Source organism: Parabacteroides faecalis, assembly GCF_022809355.1.
Taxonomy (GTDB): domain Bacteria; phylum Bacteroidota; class Bacteroidia; order Bacteroidales; family Tannerellaceae; genus Parabacteroides; species Parabacteroides faecalis.
In genome coordinates this window covers 23,770-44,435 of record NZ_JAKZMM010000025.1, presented here as the reverse complement: position 1 = coordinate 44,435, position 20,666 = coordinate 23,770, and the positions used below count along the sequence as shown (strand labels likewise).

The 20,666-nt window shown below is 42.3% G+C and carries 15 protein-coding genes; 4 read left to right on the top strand and 11 right to left on the bottom strand.

The genetic code is table 11. The features are described from left to right. Positions 1–37: 37 nt before the first annotated feature. Together dnaE and MUN53_RS10640 are read right to left on the bottom strand one after the other, a co-directional pair. On the bottom strand, positions 38–3,838 hold the full coding sequence (dnaE, locus tag MUN53_RS10645; RefSeq protein ID WP_243325402.1) for a DNA polymerase III subunit alpha: 3,801 nt from the start codon (positions 3,836–3,838) through the stop codon (positions 38–40). Positions 3,839–4,035: 197 nt separating this feature from the next. After that, positions 4,036–4,824 (bottom strand): DUF6261 family protein, encoded by a 789-nt coding sequence (locus MUN53_RS10640; RefSeq protein ID WP_243325401.1) that lies wholly within the window; start codon positions 4,822–4,824, stop codon positions 4,036–4,038. 576 nt (positions 4,825–5,400) lie between these two features. On the opposite strand from MUN53_RS10640, the gene MUN53_RS10635 reads away from it, so the two are divergent. Both MUN53_RS10635 and MUN53_RS10630 read left to right on the top strand, forming a co-directional pair. After that, positions 5,401–5,817 carry a hypothetical protein gene (locus tag MUN53_RS10635; RefSeq protein WP_243325400.1) on the top strand — a complete coding sequence of 139 codons (417 nt, stop codon included), beginning with the start codon at positions 5,401–5,403 and terminating at the stop codon, positions 5,815–5,817. A 201-nt stretch (positions 5,818–6,018) separates the two neighbouring features. Beyond that, positions 6,019–7,203, top strand: a complete 1,185-nt coding sequence (locus MUN53_RS10630) for an MFS transporter (RefSeq protein WP_243325399.1) — start codon at positions 6,019–6,021, stop codon at positions 7,201–7,203. Between the two features lie 83 nt (positions 7,204–7,286). Here the strand turns inward: MUN53_RS10630 and MUN53_RS10625 are convergent, their stop codons facing one another. From MUN53_RS10625 to secDF, 9 genes are all read right to left on the bottom strand, one after another. Next, a complete protein-coding gene (locus MUN53_RS10625) occupies positions 7,287–8,024 on the bottom strand; it encodes a hypothetical protein (protein ID WP_243325398.1) in 738 nt (245 codons plus the stop codon). A gap of 161 nt (positions 8,025–8,185) precedes the next feature. After that, positions 8,186–8,779, bottom strand: a complete 594-nt coding sequence (gene folE / locus MUN53_RS10620; RefSeq protein ID WP_243325397.1) for a GTP cyclohydrolase I FolE — start codon at positions 8,777–8,779, stop codon at positions 8,186–8,188. Between the two features lie 2 nt (positions 8,780–8,781). Further along, complete coding sequence (locus MUN53_RS10615) at positions 8,782–9,282, bottom strand: SPOR domain-containing protein (protein ID WP_243325396.1); 501 nt, start codon at positions 9,280–9,282, stop codon at positions 8,782–8,784. A gap of 126 nt (positions 9,283–9,408) precedes the next feature. Continuing rightward, the gene (gene tpiA, locus MUN53_RS10610) at positions 9,409–10,170 is read right to left on the bottom strand and encodes a triose-phosphate isomerase (RefSeq protein ID WP_243325395.1); all 762 of its coding nucleotides are present in this window, start codon (positions 10,168–10,170) and stop codon (positions 9,409–9,411) included. A gap of 35 nt (positions 10,171–10,205) precedes the next feature. Next, complete coding sequence (locus tag MUN53_RS10605; protein ID WP_243325394.1) at positions 10,206–11,489, bottom strand: BT_3928 family protein; 1,284 nt, start codon at positions 11,487–11,489, stop codon at positions 10,206–10,208. 15 nt (positions 11,490–11,504) lie between these two features. Next, on the bottom strand, positions 11,505–12,047 hold the full coding sequence (locus tag MUN53_RS10600) for a DUF1599 domain-containing protein (RefSeq protein ID WP_243325393.1): 543 nt from the start codon (positions 12,045–12,047) through the stop codon (positions 11,505–11,507). A 215-nt stretch (positions 12,048–12,262) separates the two neighbouring features. Next, the gene (locus MUN53_RS10595; protein WP_243325392.1) at positions 12,263–13,486 is read right to left on the bottom strand and encodes a LysM peptidoglycan-binding domain-containing protein; all 1,224 of its coding nucleotides are present in this window, start codon (positions 13,484–13,486) and stop codon (positions 12,263–12,265) included. Positions 13,487–13,692: 206 nt separating this feature from the next. Continuing rightward, positions 13,693–15,792, bottom strand: a complete 2,100-nt coding sequence (gene recG / locus MUN53_RS10590) for an ATP-dependent DNA helicase RecG (RefSeq protein ID WP_243325415.1) — start codon at positions 15,790–15,792, stop codon at positions 13,693–13,695. A gap of 114 nt (positions 15,793–15,906) precedes the next feature. Continuing rightward, positions 15,907–18,921, bottom strand: a complete 3,015-nt coding sequence (secDF, locus tag MUN53_RS10585; RefSeq protein WP_243325391.1) for a protein translocase subunit SecDF — start codon at positions 18,919–18,921, stop codon at positions 15,907–15,909. Positions 18,922–19,088: 167 nt separating this feature from the next. Here secDF and MUN53_RS10580 point away from each other — a divergent pair, with 167 nt between their 5' ends. Together MUN53_RS10580 and MUN53_RS10575 are read left to right on the top strand one after the other, a co-directional pair. After that, positions 19,089–20,096 (top strand): DUF4468 domain-containing protein, encoded by a 1,008-nt coding sequence (locus tag MUN53_RS10580; protein ID WP_243325390.1) that lies wholly within the window; start codon positions 19,089–19,091, stop codon positions 20,094–20,096. A gap of 11 nt (positions 20,097–20,107) precedes the next feature. Beyond that, entirely contained in the window at positions 20,108–20,659 is a 552-nt protein-coding gene (locus tag MUN53_RS10575; RefSeq protein WP_243325389.1) for a DUF4468 domain-containing protein, read from the top strand. Positions 20,660–20,666: the final 7 nt, after the last annotated feature.

Below are 20,666 nucleotides of genomic sequence, written 5' to 3'. Positions count from 1 at the left end.
AGGCAAAAATACGAATTTTTATTTGCCTGCACTAACTTTATCCATTTATTTTAAAGTCGATGGTTTCACTCTCACTCAGGTAATCAATCAACTCTTTCGTGATCTTCAACCGTACATTTTGAGAGAACAGATTTAATGCAATATTATTGCTTCCATCCACTACCCGGAAATATAACAAACTATTTCCCGGATTGTTCTTGATCAAAGTTGACAATTCATTAATCATCGGCTCATCCAAATCATGGATAGGTACCGTAATCCGAATATTCTCAATCAGTTTATCTTTCTCGTTCGGCAATAATTTAATAGACGAAATCCGGAAATCAAAGATCTTGTCGTTGTACTTGCGGGCTTCCATCTTTCCGCTAATCAACAAATACATGCCCGGCTTTCCATATTTACTGTATTCGATATAGTCTTGACCAAACAAAGCAATTTCCCCGCTTCCGGTAAAATCTTCCACCTTCAGAATACCAAAAGGATTACCGGTCTTGGTTGTTCCCTCACGGAAACCCGTAACGATACCGCCAGCCAGCACTTCCCTTCCTACCAGCGTTTCCTTATCGTTCAGCTCAACCATACCCGTATTGCATACATACTGCAAAATGATACGGTATTCGTCCAACGGATGCGCCGATAAATAAATACCTACCAAATCCTTCTCTTTGTTCAGACGTTCCAGATCGCTCCATCGCTCGGCATGAGGAATTTCCGGTTTAGCGATAGCGACAAAGTTTTCATCTCCAAACAAAGAGTTCGCCGCCGTTGCCTTGTCTGTCTGGTATTTATTTCCATAACGAACCAGCACATCCAGGAATGTCTCTCCTTTTCCATTATCCACAAAGAAAGATTCCCGTTGTACATGGAAGTTATCGAATGCACCCGCCAAAGCCAACGATTCGATATTCTTCTTGTTACAAGCTGAGAGATTAACTCGTTCTACGAAATCAAACAGATCTTTATACGGACCATTTTTCTTTCGTTCCTCAATAATATTCTGAACAGCCGATTCGCCAACGCCCTTGATTGCGCCCATTCCAAAACGGATATTCTTTTGCTTATCTACGCTAAACTTCAGAATAGACTCATTGACATCCGGACCTAACACTTGTATTCCCATTGCCTTACATTCGTCCATGAACTTGGTAATATCGGCAATGTTCGACAAGCTTCGGCTCAACACGGCAGCCATGTATTCCGACGGATAGTTGGCTTTCAGATAAGCTGTCTGATAAGCCACCCACGAATAACAAGTAGCGTGACTCTTATTGAAAGCATACGAAGCAAACTTTTCCCAGTCTGCCCAAATCTTGTTCAACGTCGCCTCTTCATACCCATTGGCTTTTCCACCCGACAAGAATTTGGTCTTCAAGGTATTCATCTTCTCGATCAGTTTCTTTCCCATCGCCTTTCGGAGGGCATCACTTTCACCACGGGTAAAGTTTGCAAGCAGACGGGAGAGCAACATGACCTGCTCCTGATATACGGTAATACCATACGTATCCTTCAAATAACGCTCCATGACCGGTATATCGTACTTGATTTCTTCCTTTCCTTGCTTACGGGCAATAAAAGAAGGAATATAATCCATTGGTCCCGGACGATACAAGGCATTCATGGCAATCAAGTCTTCGAACTTAGAAGGTTGCAGTTCCTTCAGGTATTTCTGCATACCGGCCGATTCAAACTGGAAGGTTCCGGTTGTTTTTCCTTCGCAATACAGTTTATAAGTAGCCGGATCTTCCAGACTGATATGATCGATATCCAAGTCATGTCCTGTCGTTAACCGGACATTCTCAATAGCATCTTTGATGATGGAAAGTGTCTTTAGTCCCAAGAAGTCCATCTTGATCAGACCCGTTTCCTCAATCACCGAACCTTCATACTGCGTTACCAGCATTTCTTCGCCCGTATCTTTATCTTTTGCTGTACTTACCGGCACAACATCCGATATATCATATCGGCCGATGATCACACCACAAGCATGAACGCCGGTATTACGAACGTTACCTTCCAGCATTTGAGCATATTTCAAGGTATCCCGAACCAACGGATCCGTTCCATTGGCAGCTTCTTTCAGCTCCGGTACATATTCGATGGCATCCTTGAGCTTGAATTTCTTCATATCCGGGATTTTATCGGGTATCAGTTTAGCCAATCGGTTGGATTCGGCCAACGGAACTTTCTCAACTCGTGCCACATCCTTGATAGCCGACTTCGTAGCCATCGTACCATACGTAATAATATGTGCCACACGTTCCGCACCATATTTCTCCGTTACCCAGCGAAGCACTTCACCACGTCCGTCATCATCAAAGTCGGTATCAATATCAGGCAAAGAGATACGGTCCGGATTCAGGAAACGCTCAAACAGCAAATCGTATTTAATCGGGTCGATTTTGGTAATTCCCAAACAATAAGCTACAGCTGAACCGGCAGCAGAACCACGGCCCGGTCCTACTGAAACACCCAATTCTTCTCGGGCAGCCCGGATGAAATCCTGTACAATCAAGAAGTAACCCGGGAAACCCATCGTCTTCATGATATGCAACTCAAAGTTCAAACGTTCCTTGACTTCATCCGACAAAGGATCACCATAACGAGGCTTGGCTCCTTCATACGTCAACTTAGCTAAATAATCGGCTTCGAGTTTGATACGATACAACTTGTCGTATCCGCCCAATTTCTTGATCTTCGCTTCCGCATCTGCCTGACTTAAGACAACATTCCCGTTTTCATCCCTCGTGAACTCGTCAAACAGATCTTGCTCTGTCAGCTTCTGCCGATAACCTTCTTCCGTTCCAAAGTCTTCCGGAATATTAAAGGTTGGCATAATCGGTCCGCTGTCAATACTATAGAATTCAACCTTATCTGCTATTTCCAGCGTATTACGCAAAGCATCCGGAATATCGCCGAAAATCTGATTCATCTCGGCAGTTGTCTTCATCCACTCCTGTTTCGTATAACGCATACGATTCGGATCATTCAGATCCTTTCCCGTACTCAAGCAGATCAGGCGATCGTGTGCATCAGCATCCTCTTCGTTGACGAAATGAACATCATTGGTAGCAATAATCTTGACTCCATGTTTATGAGCCAGTTCAATCAAGACCTTATTGACTTCTACCTGATGTTTATATACAGTCTGGTCGGCATCCGCCCGATGTGTCTCATGACGTTGTAGCTCCAGATAATAATCTTCTCCAAACAATTGCTTGAACCACAGCACGGCTTCTTCGGCAGCATGGATATTTCCGTGCATGATCTTCTGCGGGATCTCTCCACCAAGACAAGCAGAGCAGACAATCAACCCTTCCCGATGTTGTTCCAACAATTCCTTATCAATACGCGGACGTCCGTAGAAACCTTCCGTCCATGATTGGGAAACAATCTTGATCAGGTTCTTATATCCCGTCATATTCTTGGCAAGAACAATCAAGTGCCATCCGCTTCGGTCTTCCTTTTCCGTCTTCTGCAACCGATGGTTCCGGGCACAATAACATTCACATCCGATAATCGGCTTAAACAGATCACCTTTAGCCTTTTCCAACAAGCCGGGGATTTCTGCCAACCGGGCGTTTTCCTCATCGGTCCGTTCCTCTTTGACACCCAACGTCTTCAGTTCCTTTTGTAAATCCTTGATCGTGCCTTGTACCTTTCCATTCTTCTTATTTACCTTATTGAAGAATTCTTTTATACCAAACATATTACCATGATCGGTAACGGCAATAGCACGCATGCCATCATCATACGCTTTATTAATCAGCGCATCAATAGAGGCTTGTCCGTCGAGCAACGAATATTGGGTATGAACATGCAAATGTATAAAGGGTTCCATGCTGTGATTTGTGTTTTGATAAGACAGCGTAAAATTACGGTTTATTTAGGCTTCGGCAAATATACGGCGGATTAAACTTTCCAAAATTCGATCAACAGACATTACGCCGTTCCGTTCACATAAACAAGGCATGGAAAAAGACCCTACAACTCATCTTCTTCCATGCCTTTGATCTATAATCAGATAATAAATGTTTCTTAGGCCTCCGTATCTGTACCGGCTTTCTCCTCCACCTTTTTATTGGCACTTTTGGTGGAACGGGATTTCACAATGGCCTTTTTGTCGGCAATCTGGACGTTCACAAAGTCGATAAACTCGGCATACGGCGTCTCACCATTCACCAAGACAAGCGCATTCACCACATCCACCAGTTCGCGGTAAGCCTGGTTGGCTTCTGTCTGTGCGGTCTTGATAGCCCCCGTTTCCTTGGCCATTTTCTCTTCGGTACGCTGCTTGTCGGCTGCCAGAAACTCGTTTTGGCAATCTTTCAAATAGGCATACCATTCGGTGAAGTGAATACTTTCCAATACACCTTCTTCGAGCGCGTCCAAATCCTGCATGAGGTTATACAAGCTGCTGCTTTCCTCGTCTTGCGACTTATTGGTCGGATCGCCATATTTATCATACAAGAACAAAACGGTTTTGGCCGTAATTGCTAAATCCGGATTCGGATGATCCGCCATAGCCATCACGAACTTTCGCCCATCGCGGTAAGCCTTGTCGCGTTTGGCATCTGCCTGTGCCGCCAAGGTGGAAGCCGGAATACTGTCCGCAATCTTCAAGACCGCATCAAAAGCATTCGTCTTTGCCTGCAGCTTGTCTAACGATGTTGTCAAAAGGGTTGTTGTGCTCTCCGGAAGGTCGGCCGCGCTCAAATCTCCCGTAGTTGGCAGACAGGCATCTCCCTTTTCACAAACCTTACGCAAGAATTCAAAATTTTCGTGCAGATGGATACTTTTTAAATCAAAAGCTACAATTTTCTTCATCCCAGTATCATTTTACAAGGTAAAACTTAGATTCGATTTGCCCAAAGATAGAATTTCTTCCTTATATATCCTAATTTATTTCTCTTTTTTTGAGATCGATTCTACTTTTCCAAAAGAAGCCCCAACCTGACCCCGGACAGCACTCCTTTTCCAAAAGAAGCTCTGACCCGACCCCGGACAACACTCCTTTTCAAAAAGAAGCTCTGACCCGACCCCGGACAACACTCCTTTTCAAAAAGAAGCCCCGACCTGACCCCGGACAACACTACTTTTCAAAAAGAAGCCCTGACCTGACCCCGGACAACACTGCTTTCAGAGAAGAAGTATAAAATATATCATTGGCAAGATTGTTTATTTAATATATTTAGTACTTTTGTAAAAGTTCAAAGTTCAATATTTTATAGGAGCAAATAAAAGATAAACAATTCACACACATATTCATTTTAAAACTACAAGATTACGAAACAGACAAGATTTATGGTATTTTTAGGAAATTGGCGGTAAGATCTGTCATTTCCACAGAAATTAACACGGAGTAATAAACTAATTAAGAAATTTCAGATAATATAATTTGCTATGAAACAATTAATAAATCTATTTTTATTTTCATTATTAGCCATCACCCTGCCTAGTTGTGATGATGACAACGTAGGGATAGTTACTCAGATAGAACCCGAAGTAACTGAAGTAACCATAGGATCGGAGGCTGCTTCTTTTTCAATCAAGACGAAAAGAAGTGGGTGGTTTTTAGACGAGTTGCAATATTTTTCAAAAGATGGTTCAAAAACGATTGTGAATGAAACGAAGAACATCAACGGAGTAGACGTACCGTTAGACACGATGGCGGGTAGCTGGTATCAAGTCGTCAAAAGTGCTCCTAACGAAATTGCTTTTCAGATAGCAGAAAACGAAACAGGGAAAGAACGCAAACTAATCGTCACCATAACCGGTATCGGCATGAGTTATGACGACCTGACGGTTATCCAACAATAATGTATGTTTTTCCCAAACTCAATCATAAAATGGCTATCAATATCCTTAATTTATATATGAGTAAGTATATATTTTCGTAAATCATCCCCATAACATGATGTAGTGAATTTCCATCATGTTATGGGGATAGCTTTATAGCCTATACCCCATTTTTATCCCCCGAAACCGTTTGCATTCAAGTCTGCTTTGTATCTTTGCGGCATGAAACAGACATTAATTGAAAACAAAGGGCTGCCCGCCTCCTTACTTTGGGCGTTGGCGATCATCGCCGGTATTACCGTGGCCAATCTCTATTATAACCAGCCGTTGCTATACAACATCAGTCAAGACCTACAGGTTTCGGAATTTAAAACCAACCTGATAGCCATGGTGACGCAGATAGGTTATGCGCTGGGATTATTATTCATCATTCCGCTGGGCGATCTTTTCCCCCGCAGGAAAATCATCCTTGTCAATTTCAGTATCCTGATCCTATCCTTGTTGAGCATCGCTCTTTCGCCCAACCTGGAATTTATCTTGCTGGCATCTTTCTTTACCGGGCTTTGTTCCATCATGCCACAGATATTTATCCCGATAGCCGCGCAATTTTCAACGCCCGAAACGAAAGGGAAGAATGTAGGTATCATCGTATCCGGCCTATTGACGGGTATTTTAGGTTCGCGCGTCGTAAGCGGTATCGTCGGAGAAATCATGGGATGGCGTTTCATGTTCTTTGCAGCCGCTGTGCTGATGATTCTCTCCTGTGTGTTTCTGCTACGTGTCATGCCGGATATACAGAGCAATTTCGAGGGGAAGTACAAGGACTTGATGAAATCGCTGCTCCAACTGGTCAAAGATTATCCCGTATTGCGAGTATCAGCCCTGCGTGCCGGACTGGCGTTCGGTTCTTTCCTGGCCCTTTGGAGTTGCCTGGCATTCCGGATGGAACAGGCGCCTTTTTATGCCGGCAGTCACGTCACCGGCTTGTTAGGATTATGCGGAGTAGCCGGAGCCATGACAGCCTCGTTCGTCGGACGCTATGTCCAGAAAGTCGGCGTCAAGCGGTTCAACTACATCGGTTGCGGACTTATTCTTCTAGCCTGGATATGCCTAAGCTACTGGGGAGACACGTATGCCGGCATCATCAGCGGAATTCTGTTGTTCGACGTCGGGATGCAATGTATTCAGCTCAGCAACCAGACAACGATCTTCTCGCTGAATCCCAAAGCATCCAACCGCATCAATACCATCTTCATGACCACCTATTTTGCCGGAGGCTCGTTAGGAACATTTCTGGCCGGAAGTTTCTGGTCGTTATACGGTTGGGATGGAGTTGTCGGAGCCGGACTCATATTGATAGGCTGCTCATTCCTGTTGAATCTTTTTTTCCGGAAAGAAATTGCGTGATAGGTTTATAAAAAAACTTCTTTCATCAGATTCCATAAAGAATAAAATGAAAGAAGTTTCTTCTATACAAGAATCAATTCAGATCAGAATATACGTCCTGTCAAGGTAAACTTCAAAACCGGATAGACCTTCAGTTTATCAATTACTTTTGTAAAAGTATCATCCGTATCAATAGTCGCCTCATCCATCGTTCCCGAATTAGAATAAACATCAGGTGTTCCATGGAATTGTACACCCATTTCTACCATAAATCCCAAACGCTTACGCGGTACTGCGCGACCAAAACCTAATCCCAAATAAGGACGGAAAGGAGAGACCTTCAAACCTCCAGATACATCACCATTCTTATCTACCGGCAAAACACAATCGCCAATGCTGATTCCCACCTTGTTTCCCTCTGAAACCTGTTGGCCCAACTCATCGTTATGACCGTCAATCTTTATCAATTTGTCTCCAGCAAAAGCAGCACCTGCAGTAAGAAAGAAATCTGCCGAACGGAACGGATAGTAATTCAATAACAATTCTCCTGAAATTCTACTTAAATCGCCATCCACTTGCATTGTAGAAATAGTAGATGTTCCGGCATGTGTTGTTTCGACATCCACGTCGGTAGAAAGTTTGATTCCCGGCATAAATAATGCACCGGCACGCAAATCAAAATGATTTCCTAAAGGAGAAGCCAAGTTCACACCTATTCCAGAAAGTCCAACACTCACTCCCGCTGCTAACGAATTAAAATAGCCATACTCATTTTGAGCAGATACAGTGGTACTCATCAGCATAATAGTACCAGAAAGAATTGTCAATAAGAACTTTTTCATATACATAATATTTTTGTTAAAGTGTTTTTACTCGTACAAAGATAGGAAAATCTTATTATGGACAAATTAAACTAACCATAGTCACTTTTTAAAGATAAAAAAAAACCGCATCATCTATAATTTGATGATACGGATAGCAATAATTCTCTCAAGAAAGCGTATTATCGATTATTCTTTATCAGATTCATAAATTCTTCGCGAGTTTTGGCTTGCTGGAAGAATCCAGTAAAATCAGAAGTGGTAGTCAGGGAGTTTTGTTTTTCCACACCACGCATTTGCATACACATATGCTGTGCTTCGATAACGACCATTACGCCCAACGGATCCAACGTTTGCTGAATACAGTCCTTAATCTGCATAGTCAGACGTTCCTGGATTTGCAGACGGCGGGCAAAAATATCAACTACCCGTGGAATTTTACTCAACCCTGTGATATATTTCTTTGGGATATAAGCAACGTGTGCCTTACCAAAAAAAGGAAGCATATGATGTTCACACAACGAAAAGAAATCAATATCCTTGACAATAACCATTTGTTTGTAGTCTTCTTCCTCAAACATAGCTGAACGAAGTACTGCCGCCGGATCTTCACGATACCCTTTTGTCAGGTATTGCATAGCCTTGGCTACGCGCATCGGTGTTTTAATAAGACCTTCGCGGTTTACATCTTCTCCCAGCAAACCAAGTATTTCCTGATAATGGGTTGCCAAAGCATCCCGATTTTGCAACAACTGCTCGTCGTTTAATTTCTCCATTTTTAGTTCAAAGGAATTTTAACTTCTTCTTTTACGATATACATTTCTTTCGCATAAGCAGGGAAAGCTGTCATCAGCATACGCATCATTTGATAAGCTTCTTCATGAGAACGAAAATCACCCACACGCAATTTCCAGAAAGGCGCATTATACGTTACATATGTCGGCACATCCGGGAAAAGTTCCTTGATTTCCTTTTCTTTCCGAAATGCCTCATCCTTCGATTTACGCTGGTTATTTCCAGAAAATACCTGGGCTCTATATCCTTGTATCTTCAAATAAGTAGCTTCACCTTCCTGCTCTACATTTGTTCCATATTTATGAGCTCCAACCAATGCCCGAATAGCATCCGATTGGTGTACCGTCACAACGCCTTTACCGGCTTCTTGCTTCGCCATCTTATCAAAGATAGTTACAACATGAACCGTGGTATCAGCCCCTTGCCCCCAGCTTGTAACTGATAGCAGGCAATAAAAACAAACAAGATTCAGGATTCGTCTCATACAGCAAAAAATGATGTTATTCACGTGTAGCGAACTTAATTTATAAATAGTCAAAGCAGTTATCAGGAAATATTCCTGATAGCTACCTTGACCTTCCAACTTCTGGTAAACAGATTATTTCTTTAATTATTTATCAAAAGCTTCGATGATCGGCATGAATTTCTCTACAGAAAGAGATGCACCACCAATTAAGCCACCATCTACATTCGGTTTAGCAAACAGTTCTTTTGCATTACCACCGTTACAGCTACCACCGTACAGGATTGTGCAGTTGTCTGCTATTTCATTTCCATATTTAGCAGCTAAAGTAGCACGGATATGTGCGTGGATTTCTTCTGCCTGGTCAGCTGTAGCAGTCTTACCTGTACCAATTGCCCATACCGGTTCGTAAGCCAAGATGATCTTACCGAAGTCTTCAGCAGACAAGCCAAACAAAGAACCTTCAATCTGAGCATCTACTACTTCAAAGTGCTTTCCAGCTTCTCTTTCTTCCAATACTTCACCAATACAGAAGATCGGAGTCAGACCGTTAGCCAAAGCTAATTCTACTTTTGTCTTCAAGATTTCCGGAGTTTCATGATAGTAAGCACGACGTTCAGAGTGACCCAGAATGACATACTTAGCGCCAGTAGAAGCTACCATAGCAGCAGAAACTTCACCAGTGAAAGCACCTTTTTCCTTATCAGCACAATTTTCAGCAGCTACACCGATCTTATTTGTATCAATAGCAGCAGCTACACTTGCCAAATGAGTAAACGGAGTACCGATGATCACATCGCAATTAGTTGTTTTGTTCTTCAATGCTTCGTTCAAACCCTTTGCCAATTCCAAACCTTCAGCAAGAGTGGTGTTCATTTTCCAGTTTCCTGCAACAATGTTCTTTCTCATATTTATTCTATTTTAAATTGTGATACAATAATTCTTTATTGATTGGTCTCAGCCGAATCTTTTTGTTTCTTCCGGTTACGCCGGTAGTCATACAACCAAACCAGCAGCAAAGGTACGGCAAAAGTCAATAGGTTGGTTATTAACCGTACATCTTTCTCATCTTTCATCGGTTTCAACAGGGCAGATTCGACAAACTTATCCAGATTTTCTTCCTTTGGGAAGTCATTATAGTGCCATTTTCCCATGATAGTTCCTCCTTTCAAGATCATCAATCCTGGATTGGAACGGATCATCGTCTTTAGGGTAACGTCATCTACAAACAGGAAAGGATATTCAGCACCTGTATAATCAATCCATTTACTCACGGCCGATTCATCCGAACCTGTCAGACAATAGAACTGCAGTTTATTCTCTACCGCATAGTCATACAAATTGTTGATTTCATCGATACGTTCTTCGTTGGCATATTCCAACCGCGGAGCTATCAACAAAAAAACACCTGCTGTATCCGACAGCAATTGTTCTGTCCGATCCTCTCCATCAAAAGTCGTTATTATAAAATCGGTAATGGGCGGAACATAACCTTTCTTGATGAGTTTCGTTTCAGTATCGACAAAAGTCCAAGTCGAATCATCAGCCGGCACATTGTCGAGGTTAAATTTCTTCTGCACACCATCTTTCTCATAAATGAAAGTATATTCGTATTCGTCCTGTGACGCTCCTTCAGGAATATTCATTTGATCCGGTATGTTAACACCTACTTGATAAGGACGGAAGTCGATAATGGGCAAGTGCCAGTAATTCCGCAAAGAGAATCCTACACAATAGACATAGGCAAAAGTGGCAACAAACCAATAAACTTTAAAGGTATAACCAGCCATCGTCCGTTGGTTATAGATAAAGGCAATCACAGCAGCTGTCAGCAATACAACATTTTTATAGAATGTCTGCCAGTTGGTAATAATCAAGGCCTCACCGAAACACCCGCAATCAGCTACCGGATTATATAATGCCAGATAGAGTGTAAGCGGCGTCATGAAGAGCATCATCAGAAGAGTAAGGAAAGAGGCATACCGACGATAAACGCCCAAAAACATACACGCGCCCAAGGTAAACTCAACCGCTGCCAAGTTGATTGCGAAAGGTAAGGAGAAAGATTGTAAGGAGTCCAAACCAAACGAAGACAAATATTCGCTGATCTTTATCGTTCCTCCTACGGGATCAACAGCTTTTGAGGCTCCCGAGAAGAGGAATACCAATCCCAACAACAAACGACTGGTCTCTGCCAATATCTTTATCCAAAGGTCTTTTCCCTTCATACCCTTTATTTCTGGTTATTCTCCATATTCCAGCTTAATCAAACCAAACAGGGCATAATTAACCATATCCATATAGTTCGCATCCACACCTTCTGAAACCAATGTCTCGCCTCCGTGACTTTCGATCTGCTTCGTCCGGTAAAGTTTCATCAGAATCAGATCCGTATACGAACTGATCCTCATGCTACGCCATGCTTCATCATAATCATGATTTTTGGCATACATCAGTTCTTTCGTCTGTGTCATATACTTATCATACAAAGACAAGGCTTCTTCGTCTGTAATATCTGTCGTATCGGCATAGCCCAATGCCAGCTGAATGAGTCCAATAATACCATAATTAACAATGGCTATAAACTCCGGACGGATCCCTTCATCAACCATCCGTATACCTTTTGTTTCCAAACTGCGGATGCGATTGGCCTTGATGAATATCTGGTCGGTTACCGACATCGGACGCATAATTCGCCACGATGGTCCGTAATCTTTTAGCTTCTTAGCATATAACTCCCGGCAAATGGAGATGACTTTCTCAAATTGTTCTTTCGTATCTGGCATATTCTCTGGAATTAGCAATGCAAAGATAACTTTTTAAATGAAATATTGAAAATAAAGAATTGACCTTCGAAGTATGAAACTAATTTTAAGGATATATTTATAATCAAAGAAACGATAAAAAGTACCAACTAAGAAAAAAAAGCCGCTCATGATTCACATCACAAGCGGCTCGCACACCGAAAAAAATTTATGTATTTTTCAAATTTTATATCGACTTATGAACACCGCAACGTACGTCCTAAACGAAGAATGGTAGTACGAGTAATGCCATTTAATTCACATAACTTGGAAACTGTCGTTCCATACTTTTGCGCAATGGCACCTAAAGTATCTCCCGACTGGATCTTGTGATAAACCGGTTCTGCTTCTGATTGGCTTTGCTCGGCAGAAACAGCTGCCAGCGGTTCACTCTGAGCTTCGACTGTTACCGCCTTTTTAGCTTCAGTTTGCTTTTTCTTGGTCTTAGCTACATAATTGGCACCCGCATTACAGCGCAACGACTGTCCGATACGTAACATCGTTGTTGGTTTAATACCATTCAGACGGCATAATTCACTTACCGAAGTACCATAAATACGAGCAATCTTACCTAATGTATCTCCCGACTTTACCCGGTGATAAACCATCTGATCGTCTGAAGAAGTATAGATATTACTTTTCCGTCCATTGATTTTCACATTGCGGAATACAAACATATCATGAATGGGAACACCATTTTCAAAATCAATAATCTCAGCCGGATTGATAGCCTGTCCTAAAAAGCGAGTTTCGAAATGAAGATGAGAACCGGTTGAACGTCCGGTATTTCCGCCTAATCCAATCGGATCTCCAGCATGAACAATGTCGTTAACTTGTACTAATTGTTTAGATAAGTGGCCGTAAATGGTTTCCAGTCCGTTTGGGTGTCGAATAACGAGGTAATATCCATATCCGCGGCGTTCGTAATTGCGGATTCTGACTTTGCCGTCGAAAGCGGCACGGATCGTGTCTCCTTTTTGTACTTTCAAATCAATTCCCCGATGCATCCGGCGACGACGAGGACCATACTTGGAAGTAACACGGGCTATAGAATCAATCGGATAAACGAAGGAAGCGCAATTAATCGCGCAAGAATCAGGGAAGTTTGCTTTCTCCGCCTCCCCGCGGAAAGGATCGACCCAACGAGTATTCCAATTCGAACCGTAAAGGTCTTCAGCTGGGAACATCAACGATTCACGTGCGACTTCAGCGTTGAAAGTAGCTTCAGCCAACTTCTCCATGGCAATGTCTTTCTTAAACCCAACGCGTTCAGCCATCAGTTCAGAAACGTGTTGCTCCATGACCATATTTGCTTGATTTACGACGTCGTTGGTTACTGCCTTTTTCTCCGGTTCTTCTGCTTTCATCGCTGGAAGCATCAAGAAGCCCAAACAAACGGATAATATCGATTTTACTGTCATTTTCTTAGAAGAATTCAAAACTTATAGACCCATTTTAGAAGTGTTAAACACTGTCAATCAGCATTCAACAAGTCAAAGTTCGGGATTTTGAATTACACCTCAAAAGAAATTATGGAAAAATTTCCTCAAACTTCGTCAAGAATCACAAATCGATCTTATAAATAAAAGGGAAACAAACACTTACATAGAATATGTTCTACAACACATCAACTAATCAAACGCCAACTAATCGTCCGGGAGAAAAGAATTTTAAGCCTTTCGTTCAAGATCCGATAGGGTTCGCTCAGTAATTGCGGGTCTTCGTTCAAAATCGACAAAGCCCAATCACGCGCATACTGAAGGATTTGACCGTCGGACGCCAAGTTAGCGATTTTCAGTTCCAAACCTTCTCCACTTTGCCGCGTTCCTTCCAAATCGCCTTGTCCTCGCAAGCGCAAATCGGCCTCGGCTATCTCGAAACCGTTATTGCTATTCACCATAATTTCAAGCCGCTTACGGGTTTCGTTGCTCAGTTTATAGGAAGAAACCAGGATACAATACGACTGCTCAGCCCCACGTCCTACTCGTCCGCGCAACTGATGTAACTGAGAAAGCCCAAAACGTTCGGCACTCTCAATCACCATAACCGATGCATTCGGTACATTTACGCCGACTTCTATCACCGTTGTTGCCAGAAGAATCTGCGCTTTCCCCGAAATAAACTTCTGCATCTCTTCTTCTTTATCGGCAGCCTTCATCTTGCCGTGCACCATGCAGACCGTATATTCCTTAAAGACTTCTTTGAAGACTTCAAAACCTTCTTCCAAGCTCTTATAATCCAACTTCTCATTACCTTCAATCAACGGATAAACGACATAAACCTGACGGCCTTTTTGAATTTCTTTCCGTAAGAAGTCAAATAATTCCGCCTTCTTATTGTCATAACGATGTAAAGTCCGGATTGGCTTTCGTCCCGGTGGCAGTTCGTCGATAACCGAAACATCCAGATCTCCATACAACGTCATAGCCAATGTACGTGGAATTGGTGTAGCGGTCATAACCAACACATGTGGAACAGTCTGAGAATTCTTTTTCCAAAGCCGAGAACGTTGCTCTACACCGAAGCGATGCTGTTCGTCAATAATCGCCAAGCCCAATGACGAAAAGACCACTGTTTCTTCTATCAAGGCATGCGTTCCAACCACAATCTGAATCTCTCCGCTGGCTATTGCCGGCAAGATTCGATCGCGTTCCTTCTTCTTTGTCGATCCAGTCAGCAAAGCCACCTTCACATCCATATCTTTCAGGAAAGCCTTGATCGTTGCATAATGCTGGTTGGCCAGTATCTCTGTAGGAGCCATCATACAGGCCTGGCAGTGATTGTCTAATGCTAAGAGCATGGACAACAAACCCACTAAGGTTTTTCCACTCCCGACATCACCTTGCAGCAAACGGTTCATCTGCCGTCCGCTTCCCATATCGGCACGGATTTCGCGAACGACCCGCTTTTGGGCATTCGTCAATTCAAAAGGCAGATAATCTTTATAAAAGGTATTGAAATAATCGCCCACAGACGAAAAAAGAATACCCCGAAGTGACTGTTTCCGCATCTGCGATGTCTTGAGCATATTCAATTGGATATAGAACAACTCTTCAAACTTCAGGCGAAGTTGGGCTGCTTTCAATAACGAGATGGAAGCCGGGAAATGGATATTCCGCATTGCCTCCGACAAGGATAGCATTCCGGTCTTTTCCAAAAGAGTCTGAGGTAAGGTTTCTGCCAGTTGCCAATTCAGTCCAGACAATAAAGTATATTGCAGGTTCTGTATAGCGCGAGAATTCAGAAACGACTTCTTCATCTTTTCCGTTGTATTATAAAACGGAGTCAGTCCGGAAGCCACCTGACCGGCCTGCTCAACAGGATCTACATCCGGATGTACCAGATTAAAGGTATGTCCAAACTCTGAAGGTTTCCCGAAAATGATGTATTCCTTGTCAATCTTGATTTTGTCGAGGACATAATGAATCCCCTTAAACCAGACCAGATCAATCACTCCCGAGCCATCCGTAAATTTCCCGACCAACCGCTTAGCTTTTCCTTCGCCCAGTTGTTCATAATGAGTAATCCTTCCTTTCAACTGGATATACGGCATATCAGAAGTTACCTCATCCACCCGGTAAAACCGGCTTCGGTCCACATACTTGTAAGGGAAATAATGTAGCAAATCCTCGTAAGAAACAATATGAGCTTCTTTCTGTAATATCTCTGCCTTCTTAGGACCAACACCAGGCAAATAGGTAATCGCACGTTTATCCAGATCCAATATCATAGGTTATTCTTTGGTTTGTTCACAAAGATAAGAACTGTTGGCGAGAATAAAAAAAAGCCATCCCGGAAAAACCGGAATGGCTCTTATTTATAAACCTCACAATTTCGTCTATTAAGCCTCAGCTTTTTCAGCTAAACCCTGTTTCTTGATCTTGCGTCTCTGCAATTCGTAAGCAATCGGAGTAGCGACGAACAAGGTTGAATATGTACCGATCACGATACCCAACAAGATTGCGAAAGTAAAGCTTCTGATTGTACTACCACCCAAGATAAAGATACAGATCACTACAACCAAAGTTGTCAATGAAGTATTGAATGTACGACACAAAGTTGAATTCAAGGCATCATTGATTACCTGGTAACGGTCACGCTTCGGATAAATACTGATCGTCTCACGGATACGGTCGAATACAACCACGGTATCGTTGATAGAGTAACCGATGATTGTCAAGATAGCCGCAATGAATGTCTGGTCAACTTCCATAGAGAACGGCAACAGTTTCCATAACAACGTATAGAAAGAGATGATACATAAAGTAGTTGTTGCTACAGAAGCAAACGCACCTACCGAGAATGAGACATCACGGAAACGCAACAGGATATAAGCGGCCATACAGATCATAGAGAAGATAACCGCCAAGATAGCGCTGTTCTTAATATCATCAGCCATAGACGGACCTACTTTCTGTGAACTCTGGATATAATCAGAAACGAACTGATCCAAAGTCGTACCGTCTTTCAATAACGGTTTCAAACCTTCGTACAGTTTTGATTCGATTTCCTGGTCGATATTCGGATCTTGTACATCAATCTTATAGTTGGTAGAGATACGAACCTGATCTTGTGTACCGATAGTAATAACACTTACGGCACCATCCAACTGAGCATCCAACAACTTACGAACTTCGTCGGTCTTCACATTCTGATCAAAACGAACGATATAGTTACGACCACCGGTAAAGTCAATACCCTTGTTCAATCCAATTGTCATCATTGAGATAGCTCCCAATACTACAATTGCCAACGGAATCAAATAACCCACCTTACGAGCACCCAAGAAGTTCACCTTCGGATTCTTCAACAAATCTTTTGTCAGGTTTGTAACGAAAGTCACATTCTTCAGTTTGTCTTTTGCCAACAGTGATTCATAAACAATACGAGTCAAGAATACAGCTGTCAAGAATGATGCGAACAAACCAATAATCATTGTAGTGGCAAAACCACGGATAGGACCTGTACCGAAGTAGAACAATACGATACCTGTAATGATTGAAGTCAAGTTAGAGTCAAAGATCGCAGAGAAAGCGTTGCTATAACCATCGGCAATTGCTTTAGCCAATGTCTTTCCGGCACGAAGTTCTTCTTTCGTACGTTCATAAATCAACACGTTTGCATCGACAGCCATACCCAGCGTCAACACCATACCGGCAATACCCGGCAATGTCAATACAGCTTGGAAGGATGCCAAAATACCCATCGTAAAGAAAATGTTTACTACCAAAGCACCATCAGCAATCAAACCAGGGATGACACCGTAGAAAGCACACATGTAAAGCATCAACAATACCAAAGCCAATACGAATGAAATCACACCGGCGTTGATAGCTTCCTGACCCAGTGACGGACCAACTACATCTTCCTGTACGATGTGAACAGAAGCGGCCATCTTACCAGACTTCAACACGTTTGCCAAGTCTTTTGCTTCTTCTGGAGTAAAGTTACCTGTAATACGAGATTGACCTCCAGGAATTTCACCTTCTACATTCGGTGCAGAATAAACAACTCCATCCAATACAATGGCAATGGAACGACCTGTATTCTCTTTAGTCAAACGAGCCCAAGCTTTTGCTCCTTCTGCATTCATTTTCATACTAACTTCTTGACCAGAAATACCCGGTTGCTGTACGAAGTCTGAACTTGCATCTGTAATTACATCACCACCTAAAGCTGGAGAACCGTCGCGGTTAGTTACCTTCAAAGCATATAACTCGAAGAACAAACCTTTTTCATCCATGGCTTTCACACCCCATTTTAGTGCTAAGTTACGAGGCAGCGCATCTTTCACTTGCTTCATGTTCAGATACTCGTTGATCTTTTCCATGTCTTTAGCCTGAGCGTAACCAACCACAGCACTCGGAGCCAACTGTCCGTTATATTGATTCAACTGCAATAAAGCGAACAACGGATGCTGTTTAGCAAATTCTTCAGCAGACTGATTCTGTTCAGCCTCCGGAGAATCCTGAATCTTTGCCAGCAAAGAGTCTGTTTCGCTTGTAGTAGCTGCTTGATTTGTAGAATCAGCTTTTGCTACATTATCTGCTTCGGCAGAAGCTACAGCTGTAGAGTCAGCTTCACTGCTTGCAGCCAATACAGAAGCCAAAGCGTTATCAGCTGCTACCAGTTGCTGATAGATTTCCGGCAATTTGTATGTTTCCCAAAACTCCAGATTTGCACTACCCTGTAACAATTTACGTACACGTTCCGGTTCTTTCACACCTGGAAGTTCGACCAAGATACGTCCTGCTGTTTCCAGACGCTGAATGTTTGGCGAAACAACACCGAAACGGTCAATACGAGTACGCAATACATTGAATGAATTATCGATAGCACTCTGTAATTCTTCACGTAATACGGCAATTACCTGATCATCCGAACTCTGCGGTGTAATCTTTTCTTTCAACTCGAAAGTACTGAAGATGGTAGCCAAGCGAGCATTGCTATCCAAAGCCTTGTATTCGTCGGCAAACAAACTGATGAAATCTTTCTGGCTGGAAGCTTGTTTGGCATAAGCCAAATCCAACGCCTTGTTGAAGTTTTCATCCGGGTTGTTGTTTGACAAAGAACGAATCACATCAGGTACACTTAACTCAAGAATGACGTTCATACCGCCCTTCAAGTCAAGACCTAAGCTAATTTCCATCTCACGGCATTCCTTAAGCGTATAGCCTAACCATACCTTCTCCGTAGATAATGAGTCTAAGTACAGACTCTCTTTCACAGGGTCACCTCCTGCATACTCAACCGCCTTTTTATTGTATCTATTTGTCACAAACGAGAAGGACAAATAGAACAAACAAACAAGCGTCAGCAGCACAGCAAAGACCTTTACAAATCCTTTGTTTTGCATTTTGAACTTATTATTTTTGTTATTACATTATTATATCCAATTTTTCACAGGGTGCAAATATAGAGTTTTTTTTCCTGATTAAGAGGAATTATAATAATTATTTACTTTTTTGATACCTAATAAATGAAGCAAATATCTATCTTTGGAGAAAAAATAGCTTTATTCTTATGAAACATTTATTTTTATTGTTGGCATTTCTGCCTTTCTTCTTATCCGCTCAAGAAGATGCTAAATATCTGGAAGGTGCGGTTCCTGTAGAAAACGGAAAAGTAGTTTTCACTAAAGAGATTCAAATTCCTTCTCTCTCCCAAAATGAAGTTTATGAAACAGCCTTAAAATGGGCAGAAGAAAGATTTAATAACGAGGATTGCCGCGTGGTATATCAGAACCGCGACAAAGGCGAAATGGCTGCCACCGGAAAAGAGTATATCATCTTTTCCAGTACAGCGTTGTCACTCGACCGCTCGAAAATGAGTTATCAGGTACTTATCTATTGCCAGGACCAGCTTTGTACGATCAAGCTGACCAATATTCGTTATGATTATGATGTTGCTTATCAGAGAGAGCCTGAAAAATACATCGCGGAAGAATGGATTACAGACGAAAACAGCATCCGCAAAGGGAAATTAAACCGTATCAGCGGTAAATTCCGTCGTAAAACCATTGATTTCGCCGATGAATTGTTTACCGGTGCCATGAATGCATTCGGACAACAAGCCATGCAGACACAGGCTGTAACCCCGACACCATCGAAGGAAGCTGAAACAGCTCCTGTCAAAGAGACTAAACCGGCAGCTCAATCAGGTGCAATTCTAAATGCTCCGGAGGGATTTACGCGGATGGATGCCGGTAATATTCCGAATACATTAAAACAACTTTTGCCGGATAGCGACATGCGCATCAAGATGGCCGACAACAACCTCAACGAAAGTAAGGCTGAATGGAAAGGTATCAGTACACTCTTCGGTAAAGAAATCGCTTCTTTCTCAGCGGATGCCAACTCTGCTTTCTGCAAGGGTGTAAAAGAAGGTGAAATATATACCATCCAGTTCTCTAAGAAGCCGTTCTCACAAGATGCAGTCTGGATGATATTGGAATGTAAAATGCAAGGTCTGACTCCGGATGGAAATAACCAGACGGTTATCGGAGAAATTGTAAATGTATGGATAAAATAAACATGGATAATATGAAGAGAATTATCATAGCATTGTTGCTCTTGTTCCCTGTGCTTGTTTCTGCACAGGGACACAAAGGCTCTGTGGAGGCTTGTTCCCCGATGAAAAACGGGAAAATATATTATGAAGACCAAGTGGATATGGATGGCATGAGCCAAAAGACCATATTCAACGGTATCAGCAAATGGGCCAAAAAGAATTATGGGAAAGATGTTTTCCTCTCGAATGTAGTTACAAACAAGAAGAAGCATACGATTCTGGTCAGCTCGACGGTTGAACTGTTGCTGAATGATACGGATAAAACCTTGGTTACCTACCGGATGTTCATCGAATGTTTCGAAGGAAAATATACAGCCAGCATGACGGATATCAAATATGAATATGATCCGAAGAACGAAAAGAAGCATAAAGATATTCCGGCTGAAGATGTCATTGCCAACGGCGGCAAAGGCAACAAGGTTTCTTATATCAAGAATCCGAAGCTATTCTGTGATGCCACTTATTTCTTTGCTGAAAACTTATTCGGCGACGTCTTCAATTCATTAGACGAAAATATGGAATAAATATTAC

What these genes read in the sequence shown, in the direction of transcription:
- secDF (WP_243325391.1), bottom strand. Translation starts at nt 18,921, where the DNA reads ATGCAAAACAAAGGATTTGTAAAGGTCTTTGCTGTGCTGCTGACGCTT.
- MUN53_RS10595 (WP_243325392.1), bottom strand. Translation starts at nt 13,486, where the DNA reads ATGACAGTAAAATCGATATTATCCGTTTGTTTGGGCTTCTTGATGCTT.
- folE (WP_243325397.1), bottom strand. Translation starts at nt 8,779, where the DNA reads ATGGAGAAATTAAACGACGAGCAGTTGTTGCAAAATCGGGATGCTTTG.
- MUN53_RS10615 (WP_243325396.1), bottom strand. Translation starts at nt 9,282, where the DNA reads ATGAGACGAATCCTGAATCTTGTTTGTTTTTATTGCCTGCTATCAGTT.
- MUN53_RS10600 (WP_243325393.1), bottom strand. Translation starts at nt 12,047, where the DNA reads ATGCCAGATACGAAAGAACAATTTGAGAAAGTCATCTCCATTTGCCGG.
- tpiA (WP_243325395.1), bottom strand. Translation starts at nt 10,170, where the DNA reads ATGAGAAAGAACATTGTTGCAGGAAACTGGAAAATGAACACCACTCTT.
- MUN53_RS10630 (WP_243325399.1), top strand. Translation starts at nt 6,019, where the DNA reads ATGAAACAGACATTAATTGAAAACAAAGGGCTGCCCGCCTCCTTACTT.
- MUN53_RS10575 (WP_243325389.1), top strand. Translation starts at nt 20,108, where the DNA reads ATGAAGAGAATTATCATAGCATTGTTGCTCTTGTTCCCTGTGCTTGTT.
- MUN53_RS10625 (WP_243325398.1), bottom strand. Translation starts at nt 8,024, where the DNA reads ATGAAAAAGTTCTTATTGACAATTCTTTCTGGTACTATTATGCTGATG.
- MUN53_RS10635 (WP_243325400.1), top strand. Translation starts at nt 5,401, where the DNA reads ATGAAACAATTAATAAATCTATTTTTATTTTCATTATTAGCCATCACC.
- MUN53_RS10580 (WP_243325390.1), top strand. Translation starts at nt 19,089, where the DNA reads ATGAAACATTTATTTTTATTGTTGGCATTTCTGCCTTTCTTCTTATCC.
- MUN53_RS10640 (WP_243325401.1), bottom strand. Translation starts at nt 4,824, where the DNA reads ATGAAGAAAATTGTAGCTTTTGATTTAAAAAGTATCCATCTGCACGAA.
- dnaE (WP_243325402.1), bottom strand. Translation starts at nt 3,838, where the DNA reads ATGGAACCCTTTATACATTTGCATGTTCATACCCAATATTCGTTGCTC.
- MUN53_RS10605 (WP_243325394.1), bottom strand. Translation starts at nt 11,489, where the DNA reads ATGAAGGGAAAAGACCTTTGGATAAAGATATTGGCAGAGACCAGTCGT.